At 47.7% G+C, this 23243-nt stretch carries 26 protein-coding genes and 2 pseudogenes; 13 read left to right on the forward strand and 15 right to left on the reverse strand.

All coding sequences use genetic code 11. The features are described from left to right. Positions 1 to 48: 48 nt before the first annotated feature. Entirely contained in the window at positions 49 to 471 is a 423-nt protein-coding gene (locus E4K71_RS04220) for a PaaI family thioesterase (RefSeq protein WP_135077031.1), read from the reverse strand. Positions 472 to 585: 114 nt separating this feature from the next. Here E4K71_RS04220 and E4K71_RS04225 point away from each other — a divergent pair, with 114 nt between their 5' ends. Together E4K71_RS04225 and E4K71_RS04230 are read left to right on the forward strand one after the other, a co-directional pair. After that, on the forward strand, positions 586 to 1389 hold the full coding sequence (locus tag E4K71_RS04225) for an enoyl-CoA hydratase (protein WP_135077034.1): 804 nt from the start codon (positions 586 to 588) through the stop codon (positions 1387 to 1389). Positions 1390 to 1393: 4 nt separating this feature from the next. Continuing rightward, positions 1394 to 1834, forward strand: coding sequence for a CoA-binding protein (locus tag E4K71_RS04230; RefSeq protein ID WP_240796872.1), 441 nt, complete (start codon positions 1394 to 1396; stop codon positions 1832 to 1834). Here the strand turns inward: E4K71_RS04230 and E4K71_RS04235 are convergent. Then, a complete protein-coding gene (locus E4K71_RS04235) occupies positions 1831 to 2094 on the reverse strand; it encodes a GIY-YIG nuclease family protein (protein WP_135077037.1) in 264 nt (87 codons plus the stop codon). The genes E4K71_RS04230 and E4K71_RS04235 overlap by 4 nt on opposite strands. Further along, positions 2091 to 2882 (reverse strand): alpha/beta hydrolase, encoded by a 792-nt coding sequence (locus E4K71_RS04240; protein ID WP_135077040.1) that lies wholly within the window; start codon positions 2880 to 2882, stop codon positions 2091 to 2093. The genes E4K71_RS04235 and E4K71_RS04240 overlap by 4 nt, the downstream gene beginning before the upstream one ends. A gap of 176 nt (positions 2883 to 3058) precedes the next feature. Between E4K71_RS04240 and E4K71_RS04245 the strand changes: the two genes are divergently transcribed. The 6 genes from E4K71_RS04245 to rpe all read left to right on the forward strand — a co-directional run bounded on the left by E4K71_RS04245 (position 3059) and on the right by rpe (position 8508). Next, on the forward strand, positions 3059 to 3616 hold the full coding sequence (locus E4K71_RS04245) for a hypothetical protein (protein ID WP_135077043.1): 558 nt from the start codon (positions 3059 to 3061) through the stop codon (positions 3614 to 3616). 179 nt (positions 3617 to 3795) lie between these two features. Continuing rightward, positions 3796 to 4050: a hypothetical protein gene (locus E4K71_RS04250; protein WP_135077046.1), complete on the forward strand. Its 255-nt coding sequence runs from the start codon at positions 3796 to 3798 to the stop codon at positions 4048 to 4050. 16 nt (positions 4051 to 4066) lie between these two features. Next, positions 4067 to 4585 carry a hypothetical protein gene (locus E4K71_RS04255; RefSeq protein ID WP_135077049.1) on the forward strand — a complete coding sequence of 173 codons (519 nt, stop codon included), beginning with the start codon at positions 4067 to 4069 and terminating at the stop codon, positions 4583 to 4585. Between the two features lie 101 nt (positions 4586 to 4686). Continuing rightward, positions 4687 to 6657, forward strand: a complete 1971-nt coding sequence (tkt, locus tag E4K71_RS04260; protein ID WP_135077052.1) for a transketolase — start codon at positions 4687 to 4689, stop codon at positions 6655 to 6657. 80 nt (positions 6658 to 6737) lie between these two features. Continuing rightward, positions 6738 to 7802, forward strand: coding sequence for a class II fructose-bisphosphate aldolase (gene fba, locus E4K71_RS04265; RefSeq protein WP_135077055.1), 1065 nt, complete (start codon positions 6738 to 6740; stop codon positions 7800 to 7802). A 61-nt stretch (positions 7803 to 7863) separates the two neighbouring features. Next, positions 7864 to 8508 carry a ribulose-phosphate 3-epimerase gene (rpe, locus tag E4K71_RS04270; RefSeq protein ID WP_135077058.1) on the forward strand — a complete coding sequence of 215 codons (645 nt, stop codon included), beginning with the start codon at positions 7864 to 7866 and terminating at the stop codon, positions 8506 to 8508. Positions 8509 to 8619: 111 nt separating this feature from the next. On the opposite strand, the gene E4K71_RS04275 is transcribed toward rpe, so the two are convergent. After that, a complete protein-coding gene (locus tag E4K71_RS04275; protein ID WP_135077060.1) occupies positions 8620 to 8913 on the reverse strand; it encodes a pyrimidine/purine nucleoside phosphorylase in 294 nt (97 codons plus the stop codon). A 136-nt stretch (positions 8914 to 9049) separates the two neighbouring features. Here E4K71_RS04275 and E4K71_RS04280 point away from each other — a divergent pair, with 136 nt between their 5' ends. The 3 genes from E4K71_RS04280 to E4K71_RS04290 all read left to right on the forward strand — a co-directional run bounded on the left by E4K71_RS04280 (position 9050) and on the right by E4K71_RS04290 (position 11363). After that, positions 9050 to 10000, forward strand: a complete 951-nt coding sequence (locus tag E4K71_RS04280; protein ID WP_240796906.1) for a recombinase family protein — start codon at positions 9050 to 9052, stop codon at positions 9998 to 10000. Positions 10001 to 10043: 43 nt separating this feature from the next. Then, positions 10044 to 10547: a hypothetical protein gene (locus E4K71_RS04285; protein ID WP_135077065.1), complete on the forward strand. Its 504-nt coding sequence runs from the start codon at positions 10044 to 10046 to the stop codon at positions 10545 to 10547. A gap of 162 nt (positions 10548 to 10709) precedes the next feature. Next, the gene (locus E4K71_RS04290; protein WP_135081979.1) at positions 10710 to 11363 is read left to right on the forward strand and encodes an IS1595 family transposase; all 654 of its coding nucleotides are present in this window, start codon (positions 10710 to 10712) and stop codon (positions 11361 to 11363) included. Between the two features lie 25 nt (positions 11364 to 11388). Here the strand turns inward: E4K71_RS04290 and E4K71_RS04295 are convergent, their stop codons facing one another. The 10 genes and pseudogenes from E4K71_RS04295 to E4K71_RS04335 all read right to left on the reverse strand — a co-directional run bounded on the left by E4K71_RS04295 (position 11389) and on the right by E4K71_RS04335 (position 19496). Then, on the reverse strand, positions 11389 to 12156 hold the full coding sequence (locus E4K71_RS04295; RefSeq protein ID WP_135077068.1) for a TIGR02186 family protein: 768 nt from the start codon (positions 12154 to 12156) through the stop codon (positions 11389 to 11391). A gap of 8 nt (positions 12157 to 12164) precedes the next feature. Next, positions 12165 to 12590, reverse strand: a pseudogene (locus tag E4K71_RS04300) (sulfite exporter TauE/SafE family protein); the annotation flags it as partial. Between the two features lie 141 nt (positions 12591 to 12731). After that, a complete protein-coding gene (locus E4K71_RS04305) occupies positions 12732 to 13091 on the reverse strand; it encodes a DUF86 domain-containing protein (protein WP_135077074.1) in 360 nt (119 codons plus the stop codon). After that, positions 13069 to 13377 (reverse strand): nucleotidyltransferase family protein, encoded by a 309-nt coding sequence (locus tag E4K71_RS04310; RefSeq protein WP_135077077.1) that lies wholly within the window; start codon positions 13375 to 13377, stop codon positions 13069 to 13071. The genes E4K71_RS04305 and E4K71_RS04310 overlap by 23 nt, the downstream gene beginning before the upstream one ends. Positions 13378 to 13667: 290 nt before the next feature. Next, a pseudogene (locus E4K71_RS18410) lies at positions 13668 to 13856 on the reverse strand (transposase); the annotation flags it as partial. Between the two features lie 125 nt (positions 13857 to 13981). Continuing rightward, positions 13982 to 14110 carry a hypothetical protein gene (locus E4K71_RS18540; protein ID WP_276321853.1) on the reverse strand — a complete coding sequence of 43 codons (129 nt, stop codon included), beginning with the start codon at positions 14108 to 14110 and terminating at the stop codon, positions 13982 to 13984. Between the two features lie 259 nt (positions 14111 to 14369). Beyond that, complete coding sequence (locus E4K71_RS04320) at positions 14370 to 15263, reverse strand: DMT family transporter (protein ID WP_135077080.1); 894 nt, start codon at positions 15261 to 15263, stop codon at positions 14370 to 14372. A gap of 407 nt (positions 15264 to 15670) precedes the next feature. Then, a complete protein-coding gene (pyk, locus tag E4K71_RS04325) occupies positions 15671 to 17092 on the reverse strand; it encodes a pyruvate kinase (RefSeq protein ID WP_135077083.1) in 1422 nt (473 codons plus the stop codon). Between the two features lie 97 nt (positions 17093 to 17189). Beyond that, on the reverse strand, positions 17190 to 18485 hold the full coding sequence (gene eno, locus E4K71_RS04330; protein WP_135077086.1) for a phosphopyruvate hydratase: 1296 nt from the start codon (positions 18483 to 18485) through the stop codon (positions 17190 to 17192). 3 nt (positions 18486 to 18488) lie between these two features. Then, the gene (locus E4K71_RS04335; protein ID WP_135077089.1) at positions 18489 to 19496 is read right to left on the reverse strand and encodes an aminoglycoside phosphotransferase family protein; all 1008 of its coding nucleotides are present in this window, start codon (positions 19494 to 19496) and stop codon (positions 18489 to 18491) included. Positions 19497 to 19613: 117 nt separating this feature from the next. Between E4K71_RS04335 and E4K71_RS04340 the strand changes: the two genes are divergently transcribed. Next, entirely contained in the window at positions 19614 to 20606 is a 993-nt protein-coding gene (locus E4K71_RS04340) for a LacI family DNA-binding transcriptional regulator (RefSeq protein ID WP_135077092.1), read from the forward strand. A 27-nt stretch (positions 20607 to 20633) separates the two neighbouring features. On the opposite strand, the gene E4K71_RS04345 is transcribed toward E4K71_RS04340, so the two are convergent. After that, a complete protein-coding gene (locus E4K71_RS04345; protein ID WP_135077094.1) occupies positions 20634 to 21659 on the reverse strand; it encodes a LacI family DNA-binding transcriptional regulator in 1026 nt (341 codons plus the stop codon). A gap of 468 nt (positions 21660 to 22127) precedes the next feature. Here E4K71_RS04345 and E4K71_RS04350 point away from each other — a divergent pair, with 468 nt between their 5' ends. Further along, complete coding sequence (locus tag E4K71_RS04350; RefSeq protein ID WP_135077098.1) at positions 22128 to 23171, forward strand: TRAP transporter substrate-binding protein; 1044 nt, start codon at positions 22128 to 22130, stop codon at positions 23169 to 23171. The last annotated feature ends 72 nt before the right edge of the window (positions 23172 to 23243 follow it).

Below are 23243 nucleotides of genomic sequence, written 5' to 3' on the forward strand. Positions count from 1 at the left end.
GTTACAAGTTTAAATGTAGCAAATTTCGCGCTATGGTTACAAGGTGATTCATATTTCACGTGGCGGGATGGAATAGGTGCCTGTGGCATGGGCAACGGGTTCGTCATGACCATCAGAATGCAAGGTAACTTCCATGACACACAGGCGTTTGCCCAGTTTCAGAATGCGTCCTTCAGCCATGAGATCACCGGGGGCTGGGCGATGCATGAAATTGATATTAAAATTGGTGGTGACAGCCAGCTTGACCTTGCCAATGGCGGAAAGTACGACGGCATACATACAGGCATCGGCCAAGGCCATCATGGTGGGGCCGGAAACGGTTCCACCGGGGCGCAACATATTGTCGTTAAAAGGCAGGCGCAAGGTTGCTTCCCCGTCCCCAATGACATCGGTCGTCATGGCAATGTCTTTCGCCCAGGGGAGTTCTGTTGCGATAATATGATCGAAATCCGTTTTTGTGATTTTTGCCATACCTGTCTCTCTTTTAATTTTGTATACTTTGATAAAGATCGTATATGACGTTTACGTAAACGTCAATTTTATATATGGTGTTGCAAGCCAATCAAACAGGGAGTTTACAATATAATGACTGCGATGACAGAAGCTCAAACAGAACAGCTGGTAACACGTTGTGATGAAAATGGGGTTGCAACCCTTACATTAAATCGTCCGAAAAAATTCAACGCTCTTTCCATGGCCGTTCTGGAGGCATTGCTGGAGGAGCTCACCCGTGTGGGCGAAGATAAATCCGTGCGGTGTGTGGTCTTGGCAGGTGAGGGGAAAGCCTTTTGTGCAGGTCATGATTTGAAAGAAATGCGCGAAGAAACCACACGTATTGCGATGCAGGCTTTATTTGGCAAATGTTCAGAAGTCATGATGAAGATTACCTCCATTCCGCAGCCGGTTATTGCCCGTATTCATGGAATTGCCACAGCCGCCGGGTGCCAGCTGGTCGCAACGTGTGATTTGGCAATCGCAGTGGAAGAGGCACGTTTTGCCACATCGGGTATTAATGTCGGCCTGTTCTGTTCCACCCCGATGGTGGCCTTGACCCGTAATATGCCGACCAAGCAAGCCTTTGAAATGCTGGTGACGGGCGATTTCATTGATGCGCAAACCGCCCTTCAATATGGTTTGATCAACAAGGTGGTGCCCGCAGATCAATTGGACAAGGCTGTGGCGGAAATGGCAAACAAGATTGCATCCAAGCCGGCAATTTCCATCGCCTTTGGCAAGCAGTTATTCTACAAGCAATTGGAAGCGGCGAAAGAAGCGGCTTATGACATGGCAGCCGATACCATGACATGCAATATGTTGACAGAAGATGCACAGGCAGGCGTGGATGCCTTTATTGCCAAACAGCCCATGCCGGAATGGAAAGGGCGCTAAGATTATGATGGAACTGGCCTATGGTGATGAATATCTCACAACAATTCTTAAAGATGTGCAAGTCATCGCCATGGTCGGGGCTTCTGCCAAAGAAGAACGTCCGAGTTATTCTGTGATGCGCTATTTACAGGCACAGGGCTATCGCGTGGTGCCTGTCAACCCGGGGTTGGCCGGACAGGACATTCTGGGTGAAACGGTTTATGGCTCGCTGGCTGATATTCCGTTTGACTATCAGATGGTCGATATTTTCCGAAATGCTGAGGCGGCTGCAAAAATCAGCGAGGAAGCCGTTGCGTTAAAAGATGACAAGTCGATTGCAGTCATCTGGATGCAGCTTGGAATTTGCCATGAAGAAGCGGCGGAACGAGCAAGGGGGGCTGGGCTTAAGGTCGTGATGGACCGTTGCCCGAAAATTGAATATGGCCGTTTGTTGGGGCGTTCTTAGTTTTTTAAGGCTGCTTTAAATTTTCGATCTTTTTTAATGGCGGCTTCCCGGCTTTGTGCTTCGCTACGATTTAGGAAGCCACTTTCTGCATAGACCAGTTTCCACGGCCTGCGTGCACGGGTGTATTTGGCCCCGCCGGGACGTTGACCGTTATGTTCTTCAAGGCGGCGCTCAGGGGTGGTGTCGTAAGTCACCCCTGTATAAGCCTCATTTTTCTGATTGAGCAGAACATAGACAAACCAGCGTTTTTGTACGCTCATAGGCTTCGCAACAACCACGCGCGGATGCGTTCAGCCACCATTTTCCAGCGTTTGTCCAACATGACCGCGTGGGGGACACCGGGGATGATCTCCAGATCAGCCTCATGGAATTTAGCAGTTTCCTTAAAGGCGGAAACCGGGATCATAACATCGGCATCCCCACCGATGACGGCAATGGGAATGTCATCTTTGGCCCGTTTGCGCGGTACATCAAACAGGGCAACTTCATTGATAGCGCGCAGGGATTCTGGTTGGAACAAGCCGTGGGCTTCCGCCAGTGAGGCCGGGTGTGTATCATCAGACACCAGCAGGCGCTTAAGCATATGAAAACTCATGGCATCCGGGCCAAACATCATCACCTGATTAAGAGACCAATAAAGGTCTGGTGAACCCGTTACCATATGCATGATGGAACTCATCGCCCCACTTGGGGGGAGAGAGCTGAGCAACACAGCTCCGCGACAGTCATGTTTTTCAATGTATTTCTGGACAACCATGCCGCCAAGGGAATGACCGATCAGGATCGGTGGTTCGCCAATTTCATCAACAGCCTTGATCACATCATTGACGTAATCGCTCAGACCTAGCAGGTGTAATGTCCATTCATTGGCTTGTGGTCCGTGCCCGCTTAGGGAGACGGCGTAACAGTCATGGCCGTGATCTGCAAAAAACGGCATGAAACGATGACGCCAAATGGGGGCGGAACAAAAAGAGCCATGAATGAAGAGGAGAGGGGCTTTTTTTGGGGTGCGATCACTCGCTTCTAATTTTAGGAGTTCAAAGGCCATTTTTTTAATTTCTTATGTTTAGAGGTCGAAGCAAGGAAGACTTCATCTGTTGTAATCCGCTAAAGAATAAATTTTAGTAAATTAATCCGTATTTACTCCGGCTCATGACATATTCCGTATTCACATTTCTGTCAAAGTGTTGTACATCCCTGTGCGCAACTAAAAAGGGCTGTCAGATGGGCTTGAAAGAAGCAAAAGAGCAACATATTGAAGAGGTGCTTGTAAAGCATAAGGAATTTGCGAAAGATTATGCGCTGATTTCCACTTATGTTGGCATGTTTCCTTCTATTACCGTGCAAGATGACCTGTTGGTTTGTCTGCGTTCTTTGTATGAAATTCAGGTTGCCAATGATGTGGCTGATGTTGCCCCTAAATATGACAAGGCTGTCTTTCATTTGAACCTTGCCCGATTGCAGTGTTTGCGTGATTTCCTCGCATCATTTCTTGACCGTCTGAGCCTCTGCTCTCCTTGGGTGAAGGGTGATTTGTTGGAAGATACGACTGCGATGGAAATGGCAACTCTGATTGGTGATTTTAACAAAAGGGCGAATGCAATTTATAATGCATGGGAAGATGATGCTACACCTTTTGATGCAGAAAAATTATGCGATGCCTATCGGGAAATTGTTAAAAGATGCAGCCAGATTGAAAGCCATTATATGGAAAAATATGGCATCGGATTATGGGATGTTTTTGTGGAATATGACAAGCAAGAAGAAAACGAAGCATCGTAGAATAAGATTAAAAGAATGGTTTTAGTTGTGGACAAACGCCATTAGCATTTTATAATAGCTCTCCATGTTCACCGTTTTTAAGGCGATTCCATTGTAGGGGGCGACCCCTTAGCTCAGTTGGTTAGAGACAGGAATTTCTGGAAGCGGGTACATGGTATTTCTCGGGTGAGGGGGCGTAAATGCCAGACCGTAATGATGTTGAGACATCCAGAAGAATGACAAAAAAAACAGAATTCGAAGCACAAACAAGAAAACTGGCCAAAGCCGCGAAAAAAGAAGGCTATATTCCAGTTGATAAATCCATCGTTCGCGGAAATATTAAAATTCCGGGGGGCGAGGTGTGCAGTAAAAAGAAGACGGATCGCACGCTGAATGCGGCGACCACTGCTCTGGCTGTCCTCGGCCTTTCCGGGCAGCGCGCCAAGTCTGCCTGAATATCGGCGAAAAACCATGGAACCTTATCATTTTGATGCCATTGAGGAAATCCTCGTCGGTCATTACGCAAAATTAGACCAGGAACTTTGTGAGGTCTATTCTGTCGAAGAGGCTGATATTCAAGGTGTCGATAATGAATGTCGCAGCGCCTTGACCCATATTGCGCGTATCATGGATTTGAAGACCCCTGACGAGGTGAAAAAAGAACAGGTCCGTGCCGCAGGCCATCTGGAACGCGCCCGCCGTGATGCGTTGAAGCATAAGACATATTGGTGGGTCGACCTGATACAAAAACTGGTACGTCGGACAATGGAATCTGGGGTCATGATCCCCAAGCCCCATTTGAAAGAATTGGAAAAGTTGCGTAGAAAACATTTCATGATTTTGCGCAACGAAGTCCTGACAGCCAACAATAAAACAGATGATGAAATTGCGCTGGAGTATGAGGACTTATGTACGAAGCTCAGCAGCATCTATGAAAGATTAGACAGTTACGCAACACTGGCTGGTGTTTGCGATCCGGCTGAATCCTAAAAACGATCTTATCCACGTAATCCTCTTGCTTAAAAAAGGACTCTCAGGTAGGGTGCGCCCACCATTTTAGGGACTTTTTTAATAAAAGGATCGCAAGTACGATGACCTCGCACAAGGATATGGCGAACGCCATTCGTTTTCTCTCCGCTGATGCCGTTCAAAAAGCCAAATCCGGCCACCCCGGTATGCCCATGGGCATGGCAGATGTTGCCACTGTTTTGTTCTCCAAATATATGAATTTTGATCCCAAACAGCCAAAATGGGCGGATCGTGACCGCTTTGTGCTGTCGGCTGGTCATGGCTCCATGTTGATGTATTCCTACCTGTATCTGACAGGTTATGAAGACATGACCATTGAACAGGTGCGTAACTTCCGCCAAATGGGTGCGATTACGGCAGGTCATCCTGAATATGGTCACGCCACAGGGATTGAAACCACAACGGGCCCACTGGGCCAAGGCATTACAACTGCTGTCGGTATGGCAATTGCTGAAAAAATGCAAAATGCCCGTTTCGGTGACGATGTGGTTAATCACTATACATATGTCATTGCCGGTGATGGTTGCCTAATGGAAGGCATCTCCCATGAAGCGATCTCCACAGCAGGTCACATGGGGCTGAACAAGCTGATCGTTTTCTGGGATGATAACGAGATCACCATTGACGGTAAACTTGATGTTGCAGCCTCTGATGATCAGCTCAAACGTTTTGAAGCTTCTGGCTGGCACACACAAGCCATTGACGGTCATGACCCGGATGCCATTGCATTGGCGATTGATCATGCCAAGGAAAGCAACAAACCGTCTTTGATTGCTTGTAAAACTAAAATCGGTAAAGGCGCCCCGAGCCTTGAAGGCTCACATAAAACCCACGGTGCCCCACTGGGTGATGAAGAAATCGCCAACATGCGTGAGCAACTGGGGTGGGATGCTGCCCCGTTTGAAATTCCAGCTGATATTCTGGAGGCATGGCGCACGGCGGGTGGTCGTGGTGCAACTGCACGCGAAGCTTGGCAAGAGCGCTTTAACGAACTGGATTTGGATGCACAGGAAACATTTGTGCGCACCAATGATGGCGGTCTGCCGGAAAACTGGATGGTTGCGGCTAACGATTATAAAAAGCAACTGTGCGAAGACGCGCCTAAAAAAGCCACACGTCAGTCTTCACAAATGGCCTTGAATGCATTGTGTGAAGTGATCCCGGAAATGGTCGGTGGTTCTGCTGACCTGACAGGCTCCAACCTGACCAAGGCAACAAGTCAGACCTCAATTACACCGGACGATTTCTCCGGGAACTATCTGCACTATGGTATCCGTGAATTCGGGATGGCGGCTTTCATGAACGGGATTGCCCTTCATGGCGGGTTTGTTCCTTATGGCGGTACGTTCCTTGTTTTTGCTGATTACATGCGTGCGGCCATGCGTTTGTCTGCGCTGATGGAACAGCGTGTTGTTTATGTTTTGACCCACGACTCCATCGGTCTGGGTGAAGATGGCCCGACGCATCAGCCTGTTGAAACGGTTGCGTCCTTGCGCGCGATGCCGAACACCAATGTGTTCCGCCCCGCTGATGCGGTGGAAACTCTGGAATGCTGGATGCTGGCCCTGCAAGCGGAAAAAACGCCGTCTGTTCTGGCCCTGTCACGTCAAGGTCTGCCAGCGGTTCGCACTGAATATTCTGAAGAAAATAAATCTGCCCGTGGTGCATATGTGTTGGCCCAAGCCGATGGTCCGCGCAAAGCAACCTTGATTGCCACAGGTTCAGAAGTTGAAATCGCGATGAATGCACGCGAAGCTTTGCAAGCTGATGGCGTGCCGACAGCTGTTGTGTCTATGCCGTGTTGGGAACTGTTTGAACAACAGGACGATAACTACAAGCGTGACACATTGGGTGACGGTGTGCGCGTGGCAATCGAAGCCGGCCTGCAAATGGGCTGGGATCGTTATATCGGGGCCAACGGTGCCTTTATCGGTATGACAGGCTTTGGTGCCTCTGCCCCGGCAGGTGAACTGTATGAGCATTTCGGTATCACTGCCGAAGCTGCCGTCAAAGCGGTTAAAGACAGAGTTTAAGACTTGAATAAAGAGGCGGTCCCAATGTGGGCCGCCTCAAACTTTTTATAAGATTTAAGATTCGAATTGGAGGAAATCCTATGGCACTCGTTTCCATGCGTCAGCTTCTTGATCATGCTGCAGAAAACGACTACGGCCTTCCGGCGTTCAACATCAATAATATGGAGCAGATGCTGGCGATTATGGCCGCAGCGTCCAAAACCGACTCTCCGGTCATTATGCAGGCATCACGCGGTGCGCGTAAATATGCCAATGATGTGGTGCTGAAGCACTTGATTCAGGCGGCTGTTGAAATGTATCCGGACGTTCCGGTTTGTATGCACCTTGATCACGGTAACGAGCTGCGCACCTGTATGTCTGCTATGGCAAACGGTTTTTCTTCTGTGATGATGGACGGTTCCCTGGAAGCCGATGGCAAGACACCAGCTTCTTATGACTATAACGTGGATACAACTGCCGAAGTGGTCAAGGCTGCGCACCTGATCGGTGTGTCTGTTGAAGGGGAGCTGGGTGTTCTGGGCTCACTGGAAACAGGTGAAGGCGAAAAAGAAGACGGCCACGGTTTTGAAGGTAAGCTTGATAAAGACAAGCTGCTGACTGATCCGGATCAGGCGGTTGATTTTGTCTCTAAAACCAAGGTGGATGCGCTGGCAATTGCGATGGGGACAAGCCACGGTGCCTATAAATTTACTCGTAAACCCGATGGTGAAATTCTGGCGATGGATGTGGTGAAAGAAATCCACAAGAAGCTGCCGAACACGCATTTGGTGATGCATGGCTCTTCTTCTGTACCACAAGAACTGCAAGACATCATCAATGAATATGGTGGGGAAATGAAGCAGACGTATGGTGTGCCGCTGGAAGAAATCGTTGTGGGCATCAAAAATGGTGTACGCAAGGTCAACATCGACACAGATAACCGTATGGCGATCACGGGTGCAATCCGCAAAGCCATGCAGGAAGATCCAAGTGCGTTTGATCCGCGTCACTATCTTAAGCCTGCGATTGCAGCCATGGAAAAAGAATGTGTTCAGCGCTATGAAATGTTTAACTGCGCTGGTCAAGGTTCCAAGATCAAGGCCATTAACCTGAACGATATGGCAAGCCGTTATGAAAGCGGTTCGCTTGATCCGGTTCTGGGTTAATTGAAAAAAGCATGTCGCCCTTATTTGTTATGAGGGCGACATTTTTTTTAGGAATAGACATATGCTTAAAATCGCCCCTTCCATTCTTTCTGCTGACTTTGCCAAATTGGGTGAAGAGGTTGTCGCCGTTGATAAAGCAGGAGCGGACTGGATTCATATTGATGTAATGGATGGTCACTTTGTTCCGAACCTGACCTTTGGCCCTTGTGTTATCAAGGCCATTCGGTCTTACACGGACAAGCCCTTTGATGTGCATCTGATGATTGATCCAGCCCAAGAATATTTAAAGGAATATGCCGATGCTGGGGCCGATATCATCACGGTCCATGCCGAAGCAGATAAGCACCTGCATCGTTCTGTTCAGATGATCAAGGATTTGGGCAAAACGGCCGGGGTCTCTTTAAATCCAGCGACACCTGTCAATGCTGTGAAATATGTGCTGGATGAAATTGACATGATTTTGGTCATGTCGGTCAATCCCGGCTTTGGCGGGCAGAAATTTATTCCGTCACAGTTAGAAAAGATCAAACGCCTGAAAGATATGATCGGGGATCGCGACATTGATATTCAGGTTGATGGCGGGGTAAACCCGGCCACGATTAAATCGGTTGTGGATGCCGGGGCCAATGTGGTGGTTGCCGGTTCTGCTGTTTTTGGTGGGGATTATGCTGAAAACATCAAAGCCATCCACGAGGCTGCGAAATAAGCAGACTCAGCCCTTAACAAAAAGCCCGCATCAGGTCAATTGATGCGGGCTTTTTGTGTTAGGTCGTCATTCTCAACTGGATTGAGAATCTTTTAGCGGCGATCAACCCAATTAAGCATAGGTACAAAGATACGCTGTATCCTGTTTTACTTTCAGCTGGAATTTTGTATTGGCTTCCACTTCGAAGCTTTGGCCGGAATTGAAAGTTACAAACTCGTCCGCACCCGGTAACTTAACTGTCAGCGCACCGCTGATGACAGACATAGTTTCGTGTTGGCTGGTGCCAAATTCATATTCACCAGGAGCCATTACGCCAACGGTTGCAGGCAGTTTTTCACCCTGAAAGGCGATGGATTTTACTTTACCGTCGAAATATTCATTTACGCTTAGCGGAACATCGGTCATTGTCTTAATCTCCTAAAGAAATGGATAGGTTATGAAAGCGTATAGTTATATTCGATACTCCACTGCCATACAAGGTAAAGGCTCCTCCTTATAGCGCCAGCAGGCGGCTGCAAAGGCATACTGCGAAGAGCAAGGACTGGAGCTTGTCAGTGACTATAAAGACTTGGGTGTGTCCGGCTTTAAGGGAAACAACCAGAAGCATGAACTTGGGAAGTTCCTTGCAGATGTAGAGGTTGGGCGCATATCCACCCCATCGGCTTTGATTGTGGAAAGCTTGGACAGGATCAGTCGACTTCCTGTTGATGATGCCATGCCTTTATTCATGATGCTCAGAAGTGCGGGTGTCGAAATCCACACACTATCTGACAGGCAGGTTTATAAGAAGGGGGATGACTGGACCAAACTGATTGTTGCCATGGCTGTTATGGCTCGTGCCCATGAAGAAAGTGCAATCAAAGGAGAGCGTATCAAGAAAGCTTCTCTCAAGAGGCAGAAAGATAAAGCAGCTCATAAGACACCCCATGTTCCTTTCTGGTTCGAAAAGGGTGAGGATGATTTGATTATTCTCGAGGACAGGGTTGCAGAACTAAGAAAGATATTTGATTTGTATCTTTCCGGCATCGGCTCAAGGCGCATTGCACAGCAGATGAATAAGGAAGGCTGCAAAGGTCCAACAGGAAAAGGTTGGTCTCAGTCTTACGTCAATATTTTAGCAAGCCAGAAAACACCAATTGGGACACATATCACCGAAGATGGTCGGGAAATCGAGGGGTACTATCCCCAAGTGATTGACACGGATACATGGCTTAAGGTGCAAGCCGCGAAGAAAAGAAACCGGGTAAATCGTGGCACCCATAAGAACGGTAGGCTTGGTCTCGTCCCGAACCTGTTTACAGGAATTGCCTTCTGTGGTGAGTGCGGTAGCCCAATGAGGTTTGATCATGTCTACAATAAGAAACGGGTAATGTATCGCTATCTCGGTTGCGCTGATGCTGTAACCGGACTGGAAAAAGAAAAGCGGTGTAAGAATAAGGCCCATAAATATGACTTCTTAGAGCCCTTTATCCTGAAGGGGTTGAGGCACTGAAGTCTCAAAAGATGACACGGAAACGCGCTCAAAGCTGGATAAAGTGCAGGGACAGCTTATAGACCTTCAGGTGACTTCTGAGAAACTTGCTGGAGCTATTCAAAGAGCCCCAAATATTGACGCATTGTATGACCAGCTTGAGGACATATCCAACGAGATTGAAGATGCCAGAAAGGAAGAGACGCGCCTTAAAGCTTTATTGGCTAGTGTATCCTCGACTGAGGAGCAGGTAATTGTGCGAGAAGAAGGGCAAATGGTGAACGCACAAGAGCTTGTGGCAACTTACATACAGGCAACTGATGCACTCTTTGGGGATGAGGCAAGACAGGTAATCAGAAAACGGGTGCTGGCCCTTATCAGCGATATTACCATCTGGGCTGATGGCAGGTGCAAAGTGACTTCAGGTGATAGCTGGTTTGAGTTCCGTTTCACCAAGGAGAGTTTTCATGGACGGACAGCCAAGGCGGTTTATCTCTATGATAATGGTGAAAACAAGGTCAGACTACAGAGGACTGGACCGCTCCAGTTATCAATGAAGAGATGGTGAACAGTATCTACGGTAAAAATAAAAGCTAATGAAATGTCACTATAGTTTTGCTGCATTCTCCTTCTTTCTGGGTGTTGGCGAAGGTTGAATGAATTATACTGCGCGTAATAATATTTGGGGCTGAAGTAGCTAAGGACTGAAAGAGGTTCTATAATGGCTACGATGTACATCCGAAAAAGTCGTCTGACTTTACGTCAGCAAAGCAAGTTGATTGAGCATTTTGTCGCAGGCAGCACGGCTCGTGCGACTGCTGAAATTGTAGGTGTCCAAGCGAACACATCGATCCGCTTCTTCATGCGGCTTCGCCAATTGATTGCCAGCAAGTTGCCGAGCTATCGTTTGCAAGGCGAGATTGAAGCTGATGAAAGTTATTTTGGCGGTGTCCGTAAAGGAAAACGAGGTCGTGGTGCTGGCGGCAAAGTGGCTGTGTTTGGCCTTTTAAAGCGGGGTGGCAAGGTCTATACGGCAATCATTCCCAATGCAAAGACAGAGACGCTGTTACCGATTATTCAGGAGAAGGTCGAGCCTGACAGTATCGTCTATACCGATACGTTTGGCGCTTACAACGCATTGGATGTTTCGGACTTTCATCACCGCCGCATCAACCATTCCAAACTCTTTGCAGACAAACAAAATCACATCAATGGCATTGAGAACTTTTGGAATCAGGCAAAGCGTCATATGCGGAAATTCAACGGTATCAAAACTGACCATTTCTACTGGTTTCTCAAGGAGTGTGAATGGCGTTTCAATGGAGGCAACCACGCAGACCTCCTAAAGCAGCTGAAAATATGGTATAAACAGGCTAAACATTAACCCTTAGCTACTTCAGCCCCAAAGGTTATTTTTTACGGAAGGCGACCGAGGCAACCCAGCCTGCAAACAAGGCAATGATGACCGCCAGCACGCCGTAAGCAAAGCTGTGACGGTGGGCAAAATCGAAAATTTCGGCCTCTGCACCGATTTTGGAGACAAATAATGGGGTAATCTGGCTGCTGACCACATCTTTGTTCTTAACCAGATAGACATAGACCAGATAGGTGCCAACCGGGATATTGGCTGGAAAGACAAAGTCAGCACGAAACAGGCGATTACCCAGAAACTTGACCTTGGTTGGGGCTTCGGCGTATAGGCCCTGACGTTTTTTGGCACGCAACAGTGCATCCCAGAAGATTTCTTTTTTCTCTGCTGAGATATGCTTGCTTTGCGGGGCCAGATAGCTGTTGAGATAATCTGGCCCTAGCTCTAGGCGTTGTAATGTCTCTCCTGAGACCATTTCTTCAAGGTCACCCGATGTTGCAATATTATAGAAGACGGGGGCACCGCTGAATGTGACCTGGTCTTTGTTGGCCCATACCCCCATGACACGCCCTTTTTTGCGGACCACTTCATTTTGTGAAGGACCGCGCACAATGACAACCACATCGCCTTCGCCTTTTGTCGCCCCAAACAGCAGAACTTTGGAGCCACTGAAACTTGTATCAATGGCAACAAGGTGATCACCAAGGGCCGCAACAATCTCGTTGGAAATATCCGGTGTAGCCCCCTGTGAAGGAGAAGCAAAAAACAGGGGAAGCAGGAGGCTAAGCAGGCGCAGGGTTTGTATCATCAGTGACCACCTCCAATGCCAAGACTAAAGAGGTCATCGGGCGTCACCATCAGGTCAAAACCAAGCTTGACACAAACGGCCAATACCATCAGGGCCAGAAGGATGCGCAGTTGCTCGCCTTGCATTTTCATGCCAACACGGGCACCAAATTGTGCGCCAATCACACCACCGATGAGCAGCATGGAGCCCATTTTAAAATCTACATTTTTTCGTCGGGTATGGGCGATTACACCGGATACGCTGGAGGCCACAATCTGATTGGCCTCAGTCGCGACAGCAACGGTGGAAGGAACACCGATAAAAATCAAAAGCGGGGTCATCAAAAAGCCACCGCCCACGCCAAACATGCCGGATAGAAAACCCACAGCCCCACCCATTCCGAGCAGGAGAAACATATTTACGGAAATCTCAGCTATCGGTAGATAGATATTCATTCGCTATGGCCCAAGAGTTCAACCCCAAACCTTGATCTGGGAAGAATGATCGCAATTTCAATAAGTTTTATGCCAAACCAAAGGGCGAAGCAATATGAGAACCGCATTAGCCTGAAAAAACTTGTGCATATGCGAAGAAAATTACTCAGCAGCGTCTTTTTTTAATCTTTTCAGTGACATTTTTAACCCTTGAAGGTCGCGTGCGACGGTCTCCCAGATGATTCGCGGGTCCACATCGAAATATTCATGGGCGATAAAATTGCGCATATGGCGAAGGGCCATCCAGGGGACAGCCTTGTAATGTTTGCGCACTTTATTGGGGACGTGATGGGTGGCTTCTCCAATGATCTCCAGGTTCCGAATGACGGCATCCATAGTGCGATCATCCCTGAGGAAATCTTTCCTTTTCATACCGCGAACATAGCGCTCAATCTTATTAATTGCGGTAATCATCTGTTCCAGATGAAAGGTCCAGCGTTCATGACGTTGTGGTTTTGTCATCGAAAATCACCTCCGCCAGAACATTTTCTTTTAAATCAGAAGCAAGCATTTCAGACGTGGCAATATCCACGCGTCGCCCAAAGGATTCCTCCAGTTTGATATGAAGCTCAGCCAGTTGAATTAACCCCGGTGTCTGGTTGAACTCGACCAGCATGTCAATATCACTGTCTGTGCGCGGCGTGCCACGTGCATAAGACCCAAACAAACCAATTCGCGCAATGCCGAACTCATCAAGATCAGTTTGCATGGCTTGCAGTTTTTTGAAGATGTCCTCTTTATTCGTCATGCATAGAGTATAACATATTGGGTCCGTGTCTTAAAATGGGCTAAAATATTTTGACGACATGACGTATAGGAAAGTACCTAAAATGACCGAAAACCATAAGAAAACTCCCGCGGATCAGGTGCTTGATAGTTATGGCACGACCATTTTTACCAAATTTTCGTGAGAAGCTCAAAATCGGCAGGAAGGAAAGTCCGATACAAGCACCACACAGCGATTACAGGATGATATCGCAGTCAGTCGGTGTAGCATACGGTTCAGAACACCGCAGGCAACCTTCCCATAACCATTTTGGCGTTAAGTCCCAAGGCCAGATAAACAGCCTTGTTGCGGACCGTGCCTTTATCGCGGATTTTAACCCGCAGGGCATCAAAGATGATGACAGGATAAACCGCATCAAGAGGGCGGTTCTGTCAGTCTCAGACTTCATCTATGACAGCATCTGTCACCGTGGAAAACAAATTCTTGGAGACTTCTACGCCGCAGATTTCCTTAAGGTGCCACTCTGCACGGTCAATATAAGCATTACCGGCAATAGCCAACCGATCCAACCAGAACTCGATCAGACCCGTATCCGACTTGACCTTTCGCAACCGCTCGACTTCCGCTATCTGTAAGGCTGGTTCACCATATTATGGCCACGACGGCGTTCTTCGAGTGGATCGAATTGCTCAAGTCGGATACGGGGCTGAATCGTTTGAGTTGTTTCTTTGGCGGCATATATTACAAGTTCCATGAGCGGTAGTTGCTGGGGCTGATTTTGAGCAGCAGGCCCGGCACGGTCGCGTCCCAGAGCAGCTTATTTTTTTTACCGGGCTTCGTCGTTGCACATGTCAGGTCAGTTAGGACTTTTCTTTTGTATGGTGTTCCCATTACAATCCTCCCAAAAGTTGACGTCAAGCATTCGTCAGCTTTGGGTTGTTATTTGTTGTCACTTTCTAGCATTGAAAGTCATTCTTATCAACTGCGGCACTTTACCCCTAGGAAATACTCTCTTAGTCTGCACGCAGTGTTAACCAGATCCCCGTGGTGACGAGAAACATGCCAATCCATTCGAGTGGAACAGGGGTTTCTTGAAGGATTGGTATGCCAGCTAGCGACGCGATTGTAGGGACAACGGCGACAATGGCGGCTGTTGGGGTTGTTCCGAGGTGTTTGATCGCCAGATAGAAGAAAATGAGCCCCAAGATACTTGGTCCCAACCCCTGATAGATCATTTGGATGAGGATATCTTCCATCGGTGAGGCGGCAAGGTTAGTGGGTAAGAACAACCACCAGATGGGGATGAAAAGGACGGCATTGACAATGGGGACCATGGCAAGCAGTTCTTTGAGGGAAACTGTCCAGGTTCTGGTTGCAGGCATATAAACGGCCATGGAAAAAGCCGCAGTCATAAAGAACGCATCACCGATGAGGCTGTTTAAATTACCAAACCCGTCTTTGGCAAATGCCGTTAAGGCACAGCCGCTTAAGATGACAAAAATAGCGATCCAGGTTTGAACAGAGGGGCGGCTACCCAGCCAGACAACGGTAATCAGCGTTGCAAAGATTGGCAAGGTGCCATTAATAAAGACACCACCATGTGAGACAGGTGCAAATAGAAAACCAGTATAGGCCAATAAGACGTAGGGAACGCCTGTTCCACCAGCAAGGACCAGAATTTGAAAGAGGCTTAAATGGCGTGGCCACCACAAGTAGGTTGCCGGTAACAGCAAAAGCCCCGCAAATCCGAAACGTAAGGCCGCCATATCATAAATGGTGAGAGGGCTGAGTGCTCCCAAACGGGAAACGACGATAAAACCGGCCCAAATACCCGCCATCAGAACAGCGCAAATAAAGCCAAGGAGAGGAGATGTCTTCTCTTCTGTGAGGGGGGATTCTTCCTTCATTGCGTTGCCTTGCTCCTAGGGCGTAAAATCATAAAATAGACTTGTTTGGCGGAGATGTATTTGAGGATAGACAAGGCATGAAACCCGCAGAAGTGCGAGCACTTTAAGGGGTTTATAACGCAGCTCTATCCTCAAATACATCCCGTCCCTTACGGGATTTCCCTAAAATATAGGCATTACGGCGTTAAAGTCTTTTGAAAGTACAAGTACTTCCTGCAAGCCTTTGCCTTGTCTTGCCTATATTTTAGGGAAACCAAAGCAAGTCTATTTTATGAGTTTACGCCTTAATAGAAAAAAAGCCCCTCGGGATCACGGGTCACGCCCGAGGGGCAAGTTGCCTGCGCTCTCATTCTAGGGAGACGAAAAAACACAGGTGTATTAAAAATATATTGTTGCTGTGAACGCTTCTATTGCACCTCTGCAATGCGAAGAATATTTGTGGTACCTGCACTCCCAAAAGGGACACCTGCGGTGATGACCACACTGTCACCGACGTTAACAAAGCCTTTGTTTTTGGTAAGTTCCAGGGCGATTTGAACCATTTCACTGACATTTGTTGCATCACTACATACAATCGGGGCAATGCCCCAGCCAAGGCAGAGTGATCTTGCCACTTGCAGATCATGGGTCAAGGCAATCACCGGGGCTTCGGGGCGCTCACGTGCAGCCCTTAGCGCTGTTTTTCCCGATGTGGAGTAACAAATCACCGCCTGTGCCTCAATTGTGGAGGCCACCTGGCGGGCAGCTGCACTGATGGCATCTGTCTTGGTGTTTTCTGTTTTGTTACGCGACGCATCCATCAAGGAACGATGTAACGGGTCTGTTTCGACTTCACGAATAATGCGTGACATCAACGAAACGGCCTCAACCGGATAATCCCCGGCGGCTGTTTCCGCCGACAGCATCACCGCATCCACGCCGTCATAGACTGCTGTTGCAACGTCAGAGGCTTCGGCCCGTGTTGGGGTTGGGGTGTTGATCATGGTTTCAAGCATCTGGGTTGCCACAATAACGGGGCGGCCACGGTTGCGGGCATAAGAGATGATTTTCTTTTGAATTGCAGGGACTTTTTCTGGCGGTAGTTCTACACCGAGGTCGCCACGGGCGACCATCACCGCATCGGTTTCTTCAATAATGGCGGCAAGGTGGTCGACTGCATTTGGTTTTTCAATTTTCGCAATGACTTGGATGCGCCCACCGGCAAGCTCTCTCAGTTCTTTTAGGTCTTCAGGGCGTTGTACAAAAGATAGCGCCACACTGCCAATGCCTTGTTCAAGGCCAAAGGCCAGGTCGCGTTTATCCTTATCAGTCATAGCTGACACTTTAATTTCTGAATCTGGAACACTGACGCCTTTGCGATCAGAGAGATATCCGTCAACTTCAGCCTTGGTTACGGCATAACCGCTGCCAACCTCTGTCACCGTCATGATCATTTTGCCATCGTCAATTAACAAACGGTTGCCAATGGACAATCCTTGCAAAATTTCTGGATGGGGCATGTACACACGCTCTTGCGTGCCCGGTTTATCCTGTAAATCAAACCGGAAAGACTCACCAGCTTTCAAATGGATTTTTTGATCAGTAAATGTCCCCAGACGGAACTTTGGCCCCTGTAAATCCATGAAAAGGCCAAGGGGACGATCAAGTTCCTTTTCAGCCTGACGCACGGCCTTGATACGTGCAGCATGTTCGTCATAATCACCATGGGAGAAGTTTAAGCGAAAGACATTGGCCCCTGCCTTTGCCAGTTCCAGAATTTTCTCGACTGAGGAGCTGGAGGGGCCAAGGGTGGCGACGATTTTGACTTGTTTTGAGGGGGCGTTTGTCATTGTCAGCTTTCTTGTGAGGCGTGTTGTTCGATTAAGGTTTAAAACAGCGCAGGACTGGCAGGCGGGCTGTTGCCTGCCAGTCCTGCATTGCAGGTGGTTACTGTTTTGCCCACCATGTGTTTTTCAACGGGGCACCACCAACAAATGTATCAGCACCCAGTTCGTCCTGAATGCGTAAACATTCATTCCATTTCACCATACGTTCAGAACGGGTGAAGGAACCGACTTTCAATTGACCACAGCCCAGACCTGTAGACAGGTGACTGATGGAGACATCTTCTGTTTCACCAGAGCGTGCAGAAACCACCGCGCCCCAACCGGCTTTTTGTGCAGCCTTGAATGTGTCGACAGATTCACTGACCGTCCCGGCTTGGTTGACTTTGACAAGAACGGCATTACAGGCGTTATCAGCAATGCCCTGTTCAACCAGCTTGGCATTGGTCACGAGATAGTCATCACCGATGATTTGCAGCTTGTCACCAAAACGACGGGTGAATTCGATCATGCCTTCTTTATCGCCTTCATCCACCGGGTCTTCAATCGCTGCAATCGGGTAATCAGTGATCCATTTGTCCAGCATGTCAATCATGGCGCTACTGTCCATTTCACGATCTTCCAGTGCAAGGCGGTAACGACCATTTTCACAGAATTCAGAGGCCGCAATATCCAGTGAAATCACCACGCGCTTACCCGGTTTTTCACCCGCCTTTTCAATTGCACTGACCAGTGTTTCCAATGCTTCTTCGTTGCTGTCAAACATCGGCCACCAGCCGCCTTCATCGGCAACACCAGCCAGCTTGCCTTTTTGTGCCATGATGTCACCAGCGGCAAAATAGACTTCGTTGGTCACTTCCATCACTTCATCAAAAGACGAAGCACCGGGCACCATGATCATGAAGTCCTGAATGTCCACACGGCCAGAGGCATGGGCACCACCACCAAAGATTTGAATTTCCGGCAAGGGAAGAGCAGGGGTACAGTCATAGGTGTCGGCAACATGACGCCACAAGGCTTTCTTTGCATTGGCCGCTGCACCGTGTAAACAAGCTAAAGAGGTTGCTACGGTCGCATTGCCCCCCAGATTTTCTTTCATCGGGGAACTGTCCAAGCCAAGAATGGCATCATCCAATGCTTTCTGATCTTCAATATCCATACCTGTCAGGGCCTGGGCAATGGGACCATTGACGCTGGCAAGTGCCTTGTCGACACCCTTACCGCTGAGCGCAGAACCACCATCGCGAAGGTCAATGGCTTCGCGCAAACCACGCGAGGCTCCTGCGGGTGCAATGGCGCGACCCATAAGGCCGTTTTCCAATGTGATATCGACTTCAACTGTCGGGTTCCCACGGGAATCCCAGACACGGCGACCTTTAACTGCTGTAATTTTTGTCACGGGTTATTTTCCTTCTAAATCCAGTGTGAGCTGATTGATAAAATCAGATAAAGTTTGTTTTGGTTCTTTTAAGAGCGAGAGCGCCAGCCCCCTGAGAGAGGTGCGTTCATCTTCATTCAAGTATTCAACAGGTGATTTCCCATCGACGCGAGCCAGCATAAAAGCGGCGAGTAAGCGGCAAACGCGTGCTTCCAGAACAGCGGGGTCTTCCCAGCAGATATGGGAGGCATAAGATTCCCAGAATGTGAGAGCCGATTTAAGCAGCTGCTTTCTTTTGGCTGGGAGGTGAAGAGCCTTAATCACCAGATGGTTCAGGCAGAAGGCAGGGTCGAAACTGGCATCCCCCATGGTCGCGCATTCGGCATCAAGGAACACCGGTCCTTCGGTGCGCAGAAGAATGTTCTTCGGGCTGATATCACCATGAACAAGGACTTGATTACTGTTATAAAGACCCTCGGCCATTTCTTTTAGTGTATCAGCGATCTCTGGGTGGCGACCTGCTGTAAAGACGAGATAAGGCTCTACGCGAATATCGTAAAAATCATCACGATTTTTAAAGGCTGACTGGTCAAAACCATCTTGGGCAGAGGCTGCATGAATATGGCCCAAGGCATCACCGACCATTTCAGCTTCCTCACCTGCGGAATCACCTTCTAACATGGCTTCTTTCCAGAGATAGACCCCATCACCAGAGACAAATTCCATTGCAAAACCATGCAGCTCGTCTGATTGTCCAAATAATTTCACGGCCCCCTTGGGTTGCATTTCTGCGGCGACTTTAAGCCATGCATATTCAGCGGCGTTGCGATGAACCGGGGCCTGCCAGTCTTCTTTTACTTTCAATTTCGCCAATGCAAATTTGATACAAAGTTGACGACCACCAACAGTGACCCGTGCGATATCAGATGCAACCCCACCAGTGAGGGGGGTGACTTCCGTCACATCCTGAGCGTTGCCGATTCCAAGCTGTTCAATTAACTCAACGCATCTGTTTCTGAGTATGTCTGACATGTTGGTTTTCTCCTTAGGGTGCCTCAATGTTCACGTGAACATATCATTTTAAAAAAATATTTGTCAAGTCTTCAAATTCATTTAAAGATAGTGAAACTATTTAACAAGAGATGACAATTGACCAAACGCGCTACGATTAAATCCATTGCACAAGACCTGGGAATTTCCCATATGACGGTCTCTCGTGCCTTGTCAAACCATCCAAATGTCCAAAAAGAAACTCGTGAAACTGTCTTAAAAAGGGCACGAGAGCTTGGGTATGTCAAAAATGCTGCCGCCAAGGCCATGCGTGGGGACATTACAGGAATTGTGGGTTTGCTTCTGCCTAATATCGTCAATGAATTTTATGCCCGTTTTGCCAATGCCATGGCACATGCCTGTGATGAAAACTCCTATCATCTGATTATTCATCTCACCAATGATGATCCGGAAATTGAACAACAGGCCTTGGAAAGACTGCGAGAGGTTCAGGCGATGGCGGTTGCCATGGTCCCAACCCCGGGCACGAGTGCCAGCGATGTGAACAGTTTTGGGAGCATGAAAGTCATTCAACTTATCCGGCAAACTCCAATAAAAGTTCCTTCTGCTTCGATTCTGATTAACGATCATGATGCAATTTCTAATGCTGTTGTGGAACTTGCAAAAAAGGGCCATACGCATATTGGGTATATTGGGGCTGATACACAGCTCTCAACCGGAAGAGCCCGGTTATCTGCCTTTATGGATGGGATTCGCGAGGCTGGCTTAAAGTCAGAAAATCAACTCATCTATACAAAATCACCGTCTTTCAAAATGGGGCAGGAAAGTGCGAAAGATATTTGCACCCAAAAGAAAGCGACAGGTCTAATCTGCGGTGGTTTTGAAATTTCGACTGGGGCGTTGAGCACCCTGATGGAAAATAAGCTTAGCCCACATACTGATGTCTGCTTTATTGGTTATGGTGATCCATCGTTTTTTGAATGGTTAGATGGGGGCATTTCAACGGTTCGCCTCCCCGTAGATCGCTTGGCCCATGAAACCATTGAACTGATCAAACCCCCATGGGAAGAAGCGACAGCCAGCACCACACGCGAAAAGAAATTTGACGCGGATCTTATTATTCGTGGTTAGTCTAGGGGCCTGACCCTAGTTCAGGTTTTATCTGGATGCGCCGCAGCTTTTTCGAATGACCAAGCGTGGTTCTGTAATGATCCTTTCAAAATCCCGTTCAGGGTTTTCCAGTCGTTTGCACATTAGTTCTGCGGCGTGTCGTCCGATTTCTCTTTTGGGGATGTTGACGGTGCTTAACTGTGTGTAGGCGCGAGACCCTTCTGGAATGCCATCACAGCCCATGACCGCAATATCTTTACCGGGTGTCAGCCCCATCTCGATAAGTTCAGACAATACTCCCAACGCAATCAAGTCTGTAAAACACAGAATTGCCGTTGGCCTGTTGGGCTTGGACATCATTTCTTTGACAGCTTGTGCACCACTTTCTGGACTGCTGTTACAATCCACATAATGCTGGTCTGTCACTTCAATAGCAGCAGCCTCCAACGCTTTCTTAAAGCCTGTACGACGCCCTATGCTGGTTGAGGTCTTCTGATTGCCGCCTAACATCACGATATTTTTATGGCCTAAAGCAAGAATGTGTTCAGTTGCCAAAAAAAAGGCACGCTTTTCATCATTGCCAACAAAATCACAAGGGGCTTCTGCAATCTCCCGAACAATATTGACAACTGGCATGCCTGTGCTTTGCAGCCGTTTGATCACATCAGCTTTTGTATGTTCGGCGGGGCATAAAATAAGACCATCTGCATTATGTTCAATTAAAGCCTTGATGAACCGATCTTGAATTTCAAGCGAATCGTTTGTGTTCGTTAGAAACGCCATCCGTTTATGTTTTGTCAAAACTTCTTCAACAGAAGCACCGAGTCGCGCAAAGTACGGGTTATTAATATCATGTACAGCAAGGCCGATTGTTCGAGTTTCCCCTGTGGTTAAGGCAGCTGCCCGTCGGTTATAAACATATCCCAGTTCAGTGGCGGCTTTGGAGACTTTTTCTCTTGTTTTTTGGGAAATGAGGTCATTTCCTTTCAATGCCATAGAAACTGTTGCTTTTGAAAGGTTTAGATGCAGGGCAAGATCCTTCAGGGTTATTCTTTTTTGTTTTTCTGAATTCATTTTATTTTCCAATACCCTTTGGGTCTAACTCATAAGATAGGGGGCTTTTGTGATGTCTCTTTTTACACTCTAAAATAATTTGAAATCTGAAACTATAGAAAAAGCAACTTGACAAGTCGGAATTGAACCGGTTTAATTAACTTAATTTGAACCGGTTCAAATTTTTCAGGTCATGATTTCAAGCTCTCTGCTAATTAAGCTTTAATCCGAACACCTTTTGTTGAACTGACTCACTTTAGATGGAGCCATAATAAAAATAGAAGGCTTGACATTTTGTCAGACACTGGAATATGTTCACGTGAACATTCGTTAAGGATGACAAAAAGGAAACGTCTTACCGTTCAGCAAGAAGTCCGCAGTAAACGCCTGGTTCTACATGGTGCGACCTTGTGGGTAATCAAGCTGAACCGGTTCAATTTTTTTTTTATTTTTAATATTCTGCCTTTAACACCAAGGGAGGTTTTGCAGATGAACTTTAAGAAACTTATTGGCGCAGGCTTGATTGCTGCTGCTACTTTAACCGGCCTGGGCGATACCGCTGATGCAAAAACACGTATGAAGCTCCATTCCGCATGGGGGCAAAACCTACCGATTTTGGGGACAGGTGCTCATGGTCTTGCCGATAAAATCAACACCATGAGTGGCAACGAGTTGGCTGTAAAAGTGTTTGAACCCGGCGCTCTCGTTGGTGGCACGAAATATTATGATGCGGTCTCTCAAGGTTCTATTGATGCTGGTTTCGGTGTCTCTGGTTATCACGTTGGTAAAAACCCGGCCTATGCGTTTTTCTCTTCCGTGCCGTTTGGTCCTGGTGCTGGTGAATTTCTTGCCTGGATGCGTTACGGCGGTGGTCTGGAAATCGCAGAAGAAATGTTTGCGCGCGACAATATCAAATATCTGGTTTGTGGGGTTATTCCACCAGAAACATCTGGTTGGTTTAAAAAGCCGATTAACAGCGTTGAAGATCTTAAAGGTTTGAAAATGCGTTTCTTTGGCCTTGGCGCAAAAGTCATGGAAAAATTCGGCGTTTCTACACAATTGCTGGCTGGTGGCGACATCTATCCGGCGCTTGAACTCGGCACCATTGATGCAACTGAATTTTCTATGCCAGTCGTTGATAAAAATATCGGTTTTTATCAAGTTGCAAAACATAACTACTTCCCTGGTTGGCACCAGCAAACGACTTTGCTTGAACTTCTCGTGAATATGGACAAGTGGAAAAAACTGTCCAAGGCTGAGCAAGCGATCATCACAACATCTTGTGAAGCACAAACGGCAAATACATTTGCAGAAGGTGAAGCCACTCAGTTTAGTGCCATGCTGGAAAGTCAGGAAAAAGGCGTCACGATTCACCGTTGGTCTGATGAGATGATCGGTCACTTTGAAAAAGCATGGAAAGAAGTGATTGCTGAAGAAATCGCAGATAGCGAAGATTCCAAGCGTATCTGGAAATCCTATTCTGACTTCCGCGAAAACTACAAAGTTTGGCGTAAGAACGGCTACCTCCAGTAATTCCTGCCCTTACGTCATGGGAGAGGGCGCCGTCTTTGGCGGCAATCTCTCCCATTTTCTTTAAGGATTATT

Origin of the sequence: Terasakiella sp. SH-1 (genome assembly GCF_004564135.1) — a bacterium.
Classification (GTDB): Bacteria; Pseudomonadota; Alphaproteobacteria; order Rhodospirillales; family Terasakiellaceae; genus Terasakiella.